This window comes from Thioalkalivibrio denitrificans (assembly GCF_002000365.1).
Classification (GTDB): domain Bacteria; phylum Pseudomonadota; class Gammaproteobacteria; order Ectothiorhodospirales; family Ectothiorhodospiraceae; genus Thioalkalivibrio_A; species Thioalkalivibrio_A denitrificans.
Genome location: NZ_MVBK01000117.1, coordinates 1 through 12,283 on the forward strand (window position 1 = coordinate 1; position 12,283 = coordinate 12,283).

At 65.7% G+C, this 12,283-nt stretch carries 12 protein-coding genes; 5 read left to right on the forward strand and 7 right to left on the reverse strand.

Translation table 11 applies throughout. The annotated features are described in order from the left end of the window. The first annotated feature begins 87 nt into the window (after positions 1-87). Entirely contained in the window at positions 88-504 is a 417-nt protein-coding gene (locus tag B1C78_RS15680) for a VOC family protein (protein WP_077280110.1), read from the forward strand. Between the two features lie 153 nt (positions 505-657). On the opposite strand, the gene B1C78_RS15685 is transcribed toward B1C78_RS15680, so the two are convergent. The 3 genes from B1C78_RS15685 to B1C78_RS15695 form a co-directional block, all read right to left on the reverse strand. Beyond that, a complete protein-coding gene (locus B1C78_RS15685; protein WP_077280119.1) occupies positions 658-1,119 on the reverse strand; it encodes a hypothetical protein in 462 nt (153 codons plus the stop codon). A gap of 114 nt (positions 1,120-1,233) precedes the next feature. After that, complete coding sequence (locus B1C78_RS15690) at positions 1,234-2,007, reverse strand: GNAT family N-acetyltransferase (RefSeq protein WP_077280111.1); 774 nt, start codon at positions 2,005-2,007, stop codon at positions 1,234-1,236. Positions 2,008-2,106: 99 nt separating this feature from the next. After that, complete coding sequence (locus tag B1C78_RS15695; protein WP_175628339.1) at positions 2,107-3,057, reverse strand: DMT family transporter; 951 nt, start codon at positions 3,055-3,057, stop codon at positions 2,107-2,109. Positions 3,058-3,267: 210 nt separating this feature from the next. On the opposite strand from B1C78_RS15695, the gene B1C78_RS15700 reads away from it, so the two are divergent. Beyond that, a complete protein-coding gene (locus B1C78_RS15700; protein ID WP_077280113.1) occupies positions 3,268-4,005 on the forward strand; it encodes a MipA/OmpV family protein in 738 nt (245 codons plus the stop codon). Between the two features lie 65 nt (positions 4,006-4,070). Here the strand turns inward: B1C78_RS15700 and B1C78_RS15705 are convergent, their stop codons facing one another. Next, positions 4,071-4,400, reverse strand: a complete 330-nt coding sequence (locus B1C78_RS15705; RefSeq protein ID WP_425443983.1) for a hypothetical protein — start codon at positions 4,398-4,400, stop codon at positions 4,071-4,073. Positions 4,401-4,560: 160 nt separating this feature from the next. Continuing rightward, positions 4,561-5,037, reverse strand: a complete 477-nt coding sequence (locus B1C78_RS15710) for a hypothetical protein (protein ID WP_077280114.1) — start codon at positions 5,035-5,037, stop codon at positions 4,561-4,563. 433 nt (positions 5,038-5,470) lie between these two features. Between B1C78_RS15710 and B1C78_RS15715 the strand changes: the two genes are divergently transcribed. Beyond that, on the forward strand, positions 5,471-7,120 hold the full coding sequence (locus B1C78_RS15715) for a diguanylate cyclase (protein ID WP_077280115.1): 1,650 nt from the start codon (positions 5,471-5,473) through the stop codon (positions 7,118-7,120). A gap of 292 nt (positions 7,121-7,412) precedes the next feature. Here B1C78_RS15715 and B1C78_RS15720 read toward each other — a convergent pair whose 3' ends face one another. Next, positions 7,413-8,810 carry a dihydrolipoyl dehydrogenase gene (locus B1C78_RS15720; protein ID WP_077280121.1) on the reverse strand — a complete coding sequence of 466 codons (1,398 nt, stop codon included), beginning with the start codon at positions 8,808-8,810 and terminating at the stop codon, positions 7,413-7,415. A 336-nt stretch (positions 8,811-9,146) separates the two neighbouring features. Between B1C78_RS15720 and B1C78_RS15725 the strand changes: the two genes are divergently transcribed. After that, positions 9,147-10,307 carry a mechanosensitive ion channel family protein gene (locus B1C78_RS15725; RefSeq protein ID WP_077280116.1) on the forward strand — a complete coding sequence of 387 codons (1,161 nt, stop codon included), beginning with the start codon at positions 9,147-9,149 and terminating at the stop codon, positions 10,305-10,307. Positions 10,308-10,321: 14 nt separating this feature from the next. Here the strand turns inward: B1C78_RS15725 and B1C78_RS15730 are convergent, their stop codons facing one another. Then, entirely contained in the window at positions 10,322-11,074 is a 753-nt protein-coding gene (locus B1C78_RS15730; RefSeq protein WP_077280117.1) for a DUF1499 domain-containing protein, read from the reverse strand. 273 nt (positions 11,075-11,347) lie between these two features. On the opposite strand from B1C78_RS15730, the gene B1C78_RS15735 reads away from it, so the two are divergent. Then, positions 11,348-12,046 (forward strand): hypothetical protein, encoded by a 699-nt coding sequence (locus B1C78_RS15735; protein ID WP_217698050.1) that lies wholly within the window; start codon positions 11,348-11,350, stop codon positions 12,044-12,046. The last annotated feature ends 237 nt before the right edge of the window (positions 12,047-12,283 follow it).

Consider the following 12,283-nt stretch of genomic DNA (forward strand, 5'->3'; position numbering starts at 1 on the left):
GGCGCGAGACAGGCCCAGAGGCCACAATCATTCGCGATCCTTGGTGCAATGTCCGGGCTAGGGCTGGAGAACCGGCGGAAGGTCCTCATGAGCAATCCCTTTCACCTTGCGTTTCCCGTTCACGACCTCGACGCGGCGCGCGCCTTCTACGGCGGGCTGCTGGGCTGTCGCGAGGGCCGCAGTGCCGATCACTGGATCGACTTCGATCTCTACGGGCACCAGATCGTGGCCCACCTGTCCGGACAGCGTTCCCGGGCGGTGGCCGAGAGCGAGGTGGACGGGCACCGCGTGCCGGTGCCGCATTTCGGCGTCATCCTGAGCATGGACGAATGGCGCCGGCTTGCCGAACGGTTGCGCGCTGCGGATGTGACGTTCGTCATCGAACCTTATGTACGGTTCGAGGGACAACCCGGCGAACAGGCCACCCTGTTCATCCTGGACCCCAGCGGCAACGCGCTGGAGTTCAAGGCCTTCGCGGATTTCGACCGAATCTTTGCCCGCTGAACGCCTGATCCGGCTATTTCACCGAATCGAAAGAACCTCTCTCGCGAAGGCGCAAAGACGCGAAGGTTCTTGATATCAAGACGTTCCCTTTGCGTTCCATTGCGCCTTTGCGTCGCGGTTGCCCTGCCGATCATCGATCCGCCCGGAGGGCAATCAGCGGTGCCGGCCCGGGGATGGGCGATGTTCCATGGCGCGACCGGAGCCGGCCACCCAGACGAAAATGCCCATCAGTACCGGCAGGGCGAGGTCATACCACAGGGGTTCCCGCATGCCGACCAGGAGGCCGATCCAGCTCGCCTGGGCGCGCACGATGGCATCGGCGGGCGAAAGCCACTGGTGGTAACCGGCGTCCAGCAACCCCGCCAGTACCACTACGGCAAGCAGGCCGACAACCGCGCCGATGGACCCGGACACCCGGTGCGTGATCCATCCGCCCAGACTGGCCGCCGTGAGGCAGACCACCATCGCCATCCAGATCCAGATGGCGCCCGCCTCCATGCTGTTGTCCACCAGCACCCGTTCCGGCCCGAGCAGCAGGAACAGCGGTACCAGGCACAGGGTCACGATTGCCGAGATCACGGCCGCGCCGGCCGCCACACCCTTGAGCACGCCCATCGAAAGTACCTCCGCCAACACGGCCACGGGCCGAACCGGCCTGTCCGTGTGCGGCAGGCAATCATTGGATCGAATACCGGGCGCCGCAGTTCCCCGGCGCATTCCGAAAATCCCTTACTCAACGGCCGACCTGCGCCGTTCCCACACGGGCATGCGGCCCAGTTCACGGTAGCCGAGCCGCGCGTAGCCATGCGTCCCGGACGGGTCTGCCTGCACCGAGGTGGTGGTCATGCCCCGGGACATGGCAGCGCGCAGCGCGGCGGCCATCAGCCCGGTGGCCAGACCGCGGCCCTGGCATTGCGGCAGGGTCGCCACGCCGCTCATCCGGCAGTCGCCGTCCGGTGAATCGCAGGTGAGCAGGGAACTCACCGGCAGGTTGTCCACGCGCGCGATGTAACCGCGCCAGCGGCTGTTGGGCCAGCGGTCGAAGGCCGCCTCGAAGACGGCGGACGGAAAGCCGAACGCGGCGTCGTTGATGGCGCCGATGATGCGCAGGTCGTCGGTCTCCTCCCACTCCATGTCCCGAACGGATGGAAGGCGCAGGTCGCCCATGAGCGCTGCCATGGCCACCGTGTCGTGATCGCGCACGTGCCCGCCCGACTCGAGAAAGGACGGGGTGACCGCGTCGCCGAGCCGGACGCGCACCGACCATGCGCGCACGCCGGCCGCCTCATAGGCCTCGGCGATGGCATCGTACTGCTCTTGCAGGGCGCCGGCTGATTCGTAGGTCACGCCGTTGAACAGGGATCGATCCGGCATCGCCGGGTTGATGGCGACCATCACCCCGGGCAGCGCGAGCACCCGGCCGTGCATCGAACAGCACGCGAGAAATGCGCATTCCTCCACGAGACTGGACTGGACGCGTTCGGCCAAAGTGGTCTGCTGCATGATTGTGCTTCGGGATTGGGCCGGTGCATTCCATGATGGGCCATTGGACTTCCGCGGGGAAGGGCGGGCATGCGTTCTGCCGCGCCGCGTCCCCTTACGTCAACCGTTACGCCGGGGCAGCACCATCAACAGCAACCCCGTGAAGATGGCCGCGACGGCGATCAGTGCGGCCGGCGGGTAACGCTCGCCAAGCAGCAGGGCGCCGCCCACCATGCCGGCCACCAGGGTGACATGGCCGAGCAGGCTGAAGATCACCGGCGTGGCGCGCTGTTGCAGTACGTAGTAGGCGAAGAAGTGCAGGGCACTCAGCATCATCTGTGCAGCCACGATTGCGGCCGCGCCCTCGACTCTCCAGAAAGCCAGTTCGGTGCCAAGGGCCAGGGCCGGCAGCAGGAACATGACTGAGGCGGCCATGAGCATCCCCGCGGCCAGTTCCACGGGACGCGCATGGAAGGGCCACGCCACGCGCCGGTAGATGTTGCCGGCGGTAAGCGCGACGCTGGCACCGAGCAGCAGGAGCATCCACGGTGCGGCTTCGGCCGGCAGGGCGGCGGACGGGATGATGAGCCAGGTGGCACCGATGGTGGCCAGCACCGCGCCGATCAGGCGCAGTCGTGAAGGGCCCTCGATGCCCATGATTCGGGCTACGACCCAAGTGGCGAGCGTGGGCAGTACGAAGGTGATGCTGGCAAGTCCCACGCCCACGCGGGTGACGGCAATGAACACCAGCAACTGCGGCGCGGCCAGCGACAGCAGGCCGGAGATCAGCCAGTAGCGAAGCTGTCCCGTGGTCGGAGCCTGCGGCCGCCGCCACAACGCCGCAAACGTGAGGATGAGTCCGCCGCCCAGGGTCATCCAGAAGCCGTAGGCGACAGGCGAGAGTCCGTGGTTCTGGGCCTCGCGGGAGAGCGCCAGCGTCACGGCCAGCATCACGCCATTGACCAGCAGCAGCGCGCCCACTGCCAGAAGCGCGCCGATCGTTGTCGGCGGGGGCACCAGGCCTGCACGAAGCGCGGAACCGTTCTTGGAATCGGGGTCGGTCGGTGGCATCCGGAGGTTCTTCGTGTGTCTTTGGGGCAGGCGCATGACGAACCGCCACCTTATGCGCAAACGGCGCTCGATTCGAGGGCCGGGAGGACGTTCATGCCGCACTCCCGCCCGCTCTTCCTGCGTGATTCCGGGAACCTGCCGTGCGGCACAGTGTCGGTTCATTGTGGTTGCTGTCCCTGCAATCCCCTCACCAAAACAAGGAAACCCCTGATGTCGATACCGCGCACGAACTCCTGGCTCATCGCGGCCGTGTTGCTTGCAGGTGCATCACCCGCCCCCGCGCAGTGGGAACTGGGTGGGGCGGTGATCGCACGTGATCCCATTCAGCGCGGCGCCGACAGTGATCCCCTGGTGGTGCCCATGATCCAGTACTCGGGGGAACGCTTCTTCCTGCGGGGTATCGAGGCCGGCATGTTCCTGTTCGGTGACGAGTCGCGTCATACCAGCCTGTTCATCCGCCCGCGCCTGGACGGTTACCGTGCGGACGACGATCCCTTTCTGGATGGCATGGATGCGCGGCGCAACTCCGCCGACGCGGGCCTGCGTGTCAGCCAGGGCATGGGACCGTGGCGGCTGACGGCAACCGCCACCACGGACGCCCTGGGGCGTCACCACGGACAGACGCTCTCCGGCACGGTGGCGCGCAGCTTCGGTTCGCCGCGCCTGATGTTCGTGCCTTATGCGGGCCTGGAATGGATGAGCGCGAGTCTGGTCGACTATTACTACGGCGTGTCCTCATCCGAGGCGCGTTCGGATCGGCCCGCCTACGACGGATCGGCCACCGTGAACGTGATCTACGGCGCGCGTGTCGTGGCGCCGCTGACGCCGCGGGTGACGTTTCAGGGGATCGTCGCGGGCACACGCTACGGCAACGAGGTCAATGACAGCCCGCTCACCACTGACCGCTACCGGGCCATCAGCATCCTCGGGGTGTCATACCGGTTTTGAAGGAAGCGCTCGGGATGGCGGCAACAAACGGGGCAGGGCAGGAGCGCGGGTGCGCTTTGCCTGCCTTAGCGCTGCGGGGCTGCGCGCAGATCGGTGTCGCGGCTGAACTCGCGCTCGGTGGTGACGAGGGTTTGAACTTCCTCGCCCTCGTCGGCCAGCATCTGGTCGCCCTCCATCACGGGGGGCGGGGTCTGGGGCCGCATCTCGAAGACCTGCTCGAAATTCGGCATCTCCACGCTGGAGGCCAGGCGGCTCAGGGAGTCCTGGGCCAGGGGGTTCTGCAGGGTGAGCACAAGCCCGGTCGCGAACACGAGCAGAGACAGGACGAACCGGTCGTCCCTGCGGATGACATTCATGCGCTGCAGTAATCGCATCTCGCCCTGCCTCTTGGTCATGCTGTGCACGTGATTACGGTACCCATTCCCCGACTGTCAGGTCAAGTTCCCGGATTCGACTCGGCGAAGTCTCCGGTAGTTCCCTGAATCAAAGGGTTTTCATGAGAATGGGCCAACCCTCAAGGGCGGCGCCGGGGCAAGCCCCGGCGCCGCTCACCGGTCAACCGGGGGGGATCTCCGCGCTGCGAAAGGCGTTGGCCACCGCCTGCATCAGGTCCCGCTCCAGGCCGGACTTGGGTTCCGTGACCTCCTGATTGCATCCGGGGCAGCGGAACAGCGGCACCTTGACCTTCACGGCCACCGGATCGCCGTCGGGAACCTCCACCTGGGCCTTGCCGTCCAGATCGCCGTTGGTCTCGGTCGACACCTCCTGGCCGCAGGACGGACACAGCAGGCGCGTTCGGAACAGTCCCTTCTTGACCGCGGGCGTGACCTCGTCCAGAGCGCCCGATTCGGCCAGGCGCTGGACGAACTCAAGCGGGAAATCGGGGGTGGTGAAGCGCTTGTGGCCGCTGGCGCAGTTGAGTACAGGCAGGCCGTCGATGACGACGCGGATGCCCCCCTCCTCGCCCTCGATGTGATCCACGTGCACCAGGGAAACGTCGGCGCCACACTGGCGGCAGACACTGGAAGTCATGGCAGGTCTCCTCTCGCGTGTGTTTGCAGCTCTCCTCATCGCTGGATTGACAATGGCCCGTACCGGCCATGTGTCACACGCACGGCCGGAATGGGCGGTTTCAAACAAGCACAACTATAGAGTATAGACCCCACGCTGAGCACGGGTTGCAACCGGCTGATCCCTGTGGGAAACCTGCCAGGATGTGAGGCAGCCGCTCCGGAGTTCAGTGCACCGGTGTTGCCTGTTTCTGGTTTAAGCCTTACAAGGTTGGTGGGAAATAATCGTGCGTGCCCCCGGGTGTGGGATAGTGGGTCGGCGGCCATAGGCGTACGCGCGGTTCGATACCCGGACGACGACCGCCCTGGCCCATGGATGATGAACAACAAGAACACGGACAGACCCGCACCGGAACCACCTGGCGCGGGCGCGTTTGCGCAGAGCAGGAGTGCATATGCGGTCGGTGCGCAAGACCATGCTTATGGCCTTCATCGCGCTGTTGCCGTTGATGGCCCATGGGGACGAAACACAATCGGGCGAGGAGGTCCGTATCGGCGTGCTGGCCCATCGCGGCCCGGAGGCGGCGGTGCAGGCCTGGACACCCACTGCGGAGTACCTGAACCGCACCGTGCCGGGGCGGACGTTTCGTGTCGTTCCCCTCAACAATATCACCCTGGACGAGGCCGTGGCCGCCGGCTCGGTGGATTTCGTCATCACCAATCCCGGTTCCTACGCGATACTCGAGGCAACGTACGGTGTGACGCGCATCCTCACGCTGCGCAACCTGCGCCAGGACGGGGTCTATACACAGTTCGGCGCGGTCATCTTCACACGTGCGGACCGCGACGACATCGAAACCCTCCGGGACCTGCGCGGCAAGTCATTCATGGCGGTGCGCGCAGACGCATTCGGAGGTTACCTGATGGCCTTGCGCGAGTTTCGTGAGGCCGGCATCCGTCCCGAGCGGGATTTCACCCGCATCCAGTACGTCGGTCTGCCCCAGGACCAGATCGTGCTGGCCGTCGCCGCGGGCGAAGTGGATGCGGGTACCGTGCGCACGGACACCCTGGAACGCATGGCCGCCGATGGGCTGGTGCGTATGGACCGGTTCAAGGTGATCAATCGCAGGCAGGTGACGGGCTTTCCCTTCCTGCTCAGCACTGGGCTGTATCCGGAATGGGCCTTCGCACGCAGTGCGCACGTTCCGGAACAGCTTGCCCACCAGGTGGGCATGGCGCTGCTGCAGCTCGCGCCGGACAGCCCGGAGACGCGCGCCAGTCAGTCTGCCGGCTGGACCATGCCGCTGGATTACACGCCGGTGCACGAGTTGTTGCGGGAGCTGCGTATCGGCCCCTACGCGGATCTGGACCGCATCGATCTGGAGACCCTGCTGCGCCACTTCTGGCACTGGCTTCTGCTGCTGTTCGGCCTGTTCGTCGTGGTCAGCATGGTGGCCGCCTACATCATGCGCATCAATCGCAGGCTGAGTCACTCACAGGCGCAGCTGCTGGAACTCGCCGGCGCACTCGAGGAATCCAACCGGGTGCTCCAGGAGATGTCCGTCAAGGACGGCCTGACCGGGCTCGCCAACCACCGGCATTTCGAGGAGGTACTGGCCCGGGAATGGGCCCGCAGTGAACGCCAGGATATGCCCCTGAGCCTGCTCATGGTGGATATCGACCATTTCAAGCGGCACAACGACCGTTACGGGCACCTGGCCGGGGATCAGTGTCTGCGCCAGTTGGCGGCCGTGCTTCACTCGGCCGTGCAGCGGCCGGCGGATCTGCCGGCACGTTTCGGCGGCGAGGAGTTCGTGGTGGTGTTGCCCGAGACCGGTACGGACGGTGCGCAAATCGTCGCGGAACGCATCCGCGAGATGGTGTCCCGACTCACCCTGGAGGCGTGCGAAGGGCAACCCAGGCCACATGTCACGGTCAGCGTTGGTGTGGCCACCCGGGTGCCGCGCGACGCATTGACCCCCGAGCGGCTGATCGCTGCAGCAGACGCAGCCCTCTACCGTGCCAAGGATGCGGGTCGCAACTGTGTCATGGCGCATGAGACAGGTGACGAGCCGCCCGGCTTACGGCAGCCTTCACCCGCCTGACGGGCGCTAGCAGGCTGTTGAAAAACCCTCGGGCGGCGCCATGCTGCGTTGGAAAGCGGCTCAAAATGCTCATGTGCTTGCATGTACACCGCGTTTTTTCGCCGCTTTCCGCCTTGCCTGGCATCCACCGGAGGCTTTTTCAACAGCCTGCTAGAGGCGCGGTGGATGCGCTTCGCGGGCGAGCTCATAGGACGGCCACCGGCCGTCCTATGGCTATGCTTCTCCTTCCAGAGACGGCGCGAGACTGGCCCAGAGACCACAATCATTCGCGATCCTTGATGCAATATCCGGGCTAGGCCCGCCGAAGCTCCACAGGCAGGTCGGGTTGCCGCTCGATCTTTCCGGCAAGATCGTAGAGGGCCGATTGCAGACCCTCCTCGATGGACGGGTGGTAGAAGGGCATGCGCAGCAGATCGAACACCGTGAGCCCCTGCTGAATGGACCAGGCGAGCTGGTGGGCGATGTGTTCACCTCGCGGCGCGATCAGGCTGGCGCCCAGCAGGCGCCCGTCCTCGCGGTCCGCATAGACGCGCATCATGCCCTTGTTGCGGCCCATGATCAGCGCACGGCCGAGCGGTCCGAGCTTCACCTCGCCCACGGCCGTGCGCTCGGCATCCAGTTCGTTCCAGGCACGCCCGACCACGGCGATGTTGGGGTCGCAGTAGTTGATGGCGAGCGGCGTCTGGCGGGCGAAACCCTCGGGCTCCCGGCGCGCGGCGTTGAAACCGGCGATGCGCCCCTCGATGGCCGCCTCGTGCAGGATGGCCAGTTCGCCCGTGACATCCCCGGCGATGAACACGGGGAGATTTCCCACCTGCATGGTGGCCGGGTCGTAGGGCGGCAGTCCGCGCTCATCCAGTTCGATGCCCAGGTTCTCGAGGTCCAGGTCCTCCACGTTGGGACGCCGACCCATGGCGGCCAGCACGCGCTCCACCTGAACCGACTGCCCGCCGGCGCTCACGCGGAGGCTGCCGTTATCCTCGGTGAGTTCGGCGCCGGCGCCCAGCCACAGGGGGAATTCCTTTCCAATGATCTCCACGGCGACCTTCTGCACCTCGGGATCCTGAAGGCCGGCAATGTGGTCGAGCTGGTCGATGCCGGTGACGTCCACGCCCATGCGCGCCATGGCCTGGCCCATCTCCAGGCCGATGGTGCCGAGCCCGATCACCGCCATGGAGGCCGGCAGGGATTCCAGTTCGAACAGGTCATCTGTGGTGATGATGCGGTCGCCGAAGGCACGCCACGGTTCCGGCACCACCGGACGTGAGCCCGTGGCGATGACCACGGCTCGCGCTCTGATGCGGTCCTCGCCCACCTGGAGTTCGGTGGGGGAGATAAATCGCGCCCGCCCCTCGATGAACTCCTCGCCCATGTTGTCGGTGCTGTTGGTCAGCACCTTGTCCACGAACACGTCGCGCAGATCGCGCACGTGCTCCATGGCATCGGCGGCGTTGAGCGAGAGGGCATCGTCGCCCTCGATGCCCATGCGCCCGAACAGGGTGCGGCGATGGAAGTCCTCGGCCACCTGTATGACCGCCTTGGAGGGCATGCAGCCCACCCGGGCGCAGGTGGTGCCCAGCTCACCGCCGTCGATGAGCACGTAGCTGTCGGTGGCCTTGCGCACCTGGCCCAGCGCGAACAGGCCGGCGCTTCCGGCCCCGATGATGGCGACGTCGACTTGCTTTTCCATGATGTTCCCCGGTATTCCGAGATGAATGGGACGATTCGCTTTCATGCTCTCATTACCGTTCCAGGACATCCAGTCCGTGGGATTTCAGCGGTGGTTACCCATTCCCGTCTCTGGCGTGTCTGTAGGTCGGCCTTCAGGCCGACGGGAGAGCACGAGAGTGGCTGCATCGTCGGCCTGAAGGCCGACCTACAGGGTTGTGGGACGACTTCTGTCAGCCTGGAGGGGTGACCCGGTCAGGGGCGGACAAAAACTTGCCCCCGTGAGGGACTTTTGTCAGTCTGCCCGATCTGCTTGTCGGTACCGGCCCGGGCACTGTGACTGAAAGGGGAGAGCACGATGGATATGGCCACGCTGGGGGAGTTCTGGGACCTGGTGGTGCAGGTCTGGCAGGAGGGCGTATACGGCATCAACATCGCCCAGGTCCTGGTCGCGCTGGTGATCTTCGGGCTGTTCATGGTGTTCCGCAACCTGTTCAGCCGCTTCGTTCTCCGGTTTCTGCGGCGTGCCGCGGCGCGCACCCGCACCGACATGGATAACCGCATCGTCAATGCCCTGTATGAGCCGATCCGGTTCATCCCGGTGGTCATGGGCGTGTTCTTCGCCCTGAGTGTGCTTGATGTGGAGGAGGGCACGCGCGAGGTCTTCTACAAGGTGAACCGAACGCTGATCGCTTTCACCCTGTTCTGGGCCTTCTACCGCATCACCACACCGGCCAGCACACTGCTCATGAAGGCCGAAGGCGTGCTCACCCGGCCCATGGTGGAATGGCTGGTCAAGGCGGCCAAGGTGGCCTTCATCGTGCTGGGTGCGGCCACCATCCTGGAACTGTGGGGTATTGCGGTCGCCCCTATCATCGCGGGCCTGGGCCTGTTCGGTGTGGCGGTCGCGCTGGGTGCGCAGGATCTGTTCAAGAACCTGATTGCCGGCCTGTTCGTCATCGGCGAGCGGCGCTTCTTCCCCGGTGACTGGATCAACGTGGACGGGGTGGTGGAAGGCACGGTACAGGAGATCGGCTTTCGTACCACCACGGTGCGCCGGTTCGATCGTGCGCCCGTCTATGTGCCAAATGCGCGCCTGGCAGACAACGCGGTGACCAACTTCTCGCGCATGAGTCACCGGCGCATCCGCTGGATGGTGGGTGTCGAGTATCGCACCACCATGGAGCAGCTCAGGCAGATCCGAGACGGCATCGAGCGTTACATCCTGGAGAACGAAGAGTTTGCCGATCCCTCTGAAGTGCCCACGTTCGTGCGCATCGACTCCTTCAATGACAGCTCCATCGATATCCTGGTGTATTGCTTCACCAACACGATCGTGTGGGGCGACTGGCTGGAGATCAAGGAGCGCCTTGCGTACGCGATCAAGGAGATCGTGGAAGGGGCGGGCACGGGCTTTGCGTTCCCAAGCCGTTCCGTCTACCTGGAGACGCTGCCCGACGCCCCCGAGGTCTTTCCCCTTTCGCCGCCGCGCGGCGCCACGCCGGCATCGCAGGCGTAAGGGGACGGCGTGGTTCAGTCGGTGACGGCCACGCGGCGCTCCAGCGCGTCCAGATAGGCCCGGATGCGGGCCGCATTGGCACCCACGTCGCTGCGCCCGACCCGGGAGGCAGAGCGCATGTCCACGCGCACGGAATCGTTCTCTTCGCGCAGCCGGATCACCACGTCGTCGCGAAAGCCGAACCATCGCGTGGTTGCAGTGGCTTCGATTCGCTCCCCGCTCACCGCCGCCAGTTCCCAGCCTTGTGCGTGCACCTCCTCCACCACGGCCTCGCGCACCGTGGAGAGGGGTGCGCGCAGCCTGAGCGGCCCGATGTCCGGGTAGGCCTCGCGCTGCTGCCGGGCGGTGTCCTCGCCCGGGTAGTCCACTGCATTGGGGGCGCGCTCCCTGGCCTCCACCAGGGCCACGAAAGCCGGTGGATCGCGCATGTCCGTGGTGATGTCGTGGATGGGCGGCACGCGCTGTGCCTGTTGCCAGTGACCGTACGGAACCGCCAGCATGGCGGCTGCGCCGACGGCGACCAGGGCACCCGTCAGGGCGGATCCGATGCGCCGGCCCCACCCCGCGACCAGCAGGATGACGATGCCCAGCACACCCGCACCCATGGCCGTGAACACGCCGTAGCGCAGTGTGTCGAAGGCCGTCCCCAGGGGCAGCAGACCGGCCCGGTACGCCATGCCCGATCCCGCCATGAGCAGGGCACCTGCCACCAGGACAAGCACCGCGATCACCGCTGCAGCGCGTGCCAGACCCGCACCGTGCTTCATTGGGGTGGTCTCTGGGTGAATGTGTCGCGCATGTACTGAACATAGAACACCCGGAGCTTGGTGTGTGATCCAGAACGCCGGGAGCTGGTGAACGCGCGGTGGCGCATTCCGTTACTGGCCGGTCCGATACACCGGACAAGCGGTGTGGTGATGCCCCGTTTTCTGTGGCTCCATAGAAAGTCCGTCGGCTTCATTGAAGCGTTGACGCATGCAGCCGCTGGAAGCCGGGCTGGTGCGGTGCGCAGAGGCATCACGCAACAGGGACTGAACCTCATGGTCGAGGAAGTCATTTACATCAGTGCCGAGGACGCGCCGGACGACAGCGGCGCCTGGGACGAACGCAATACCATCAGCACGCTGGAACAGCAGCACGTCCAACTGCCCGGTGTGCAATGTCTGAGTGTCGTGGAGGGCAACCTGCTTAGGGTCGAGCGCCGGCACGGCAAGACACATACGCGCTTTTACGTGCGTCCCGGCTACCTGGATCCCGAACCCGTGCGCCACACGCACCTGCCCCGGTGGCAGATGGCCGTCGCCGCGGTGGCGCTGGGCCTGTCGGCCGGGCTCCTGTGGCTGGATGGCTTCGGTGTTGTGCACGGTGCCATGCCACTGTGGGGACTGGTTGCGCTGCTCGGGCTGACGGGCGCGGGTGCTGCCTGGTGGGCCTACCGGGATTACGGGCGCAGCCTGAGCTTTGTGTCCCGCAACGGACAAGTGCCGTTGTTCCGGGTCATGGAAGGCCTGCCGGATGGGGCCTGCTGCAAGCAATTTCTCGAGGTACTGCGTCGGGCCATGGATGCGTCCCACAGCGGCCTGCCCCGGGAGCCCGACCGGTTCCTGGTGGAAGAACTCAAGGAACATCGCCGCCTGGTCGGGGCCGGTGGACTGGATACCGAGACCTACAACGCAGCCAAGGCGTGCATCCTGCGCCGGCATGGCCGGGAGACCACAGGCGCTCACCAGCCCAATTGAAATGTCGGAGGCCCGCCCCCGGGCCGAAGGCGGCGTGCATCGGGGCAAGGCCGTTCGCGGCGGGGGCGCCGCTCCTGGGGCTAGCCCGCATATTTCACCAAGACGGCCGGCGGCTTCGTGCAACCTTCTGAATGAGTGGCATAAATCGGCGTATCTGGCCGAAATGCCGCGGTGACGTTTTGTACCTCCGCCGCCGGCCGTCTTGGTGAAATATGCGGGCTAGGAGCCTGTCGGACT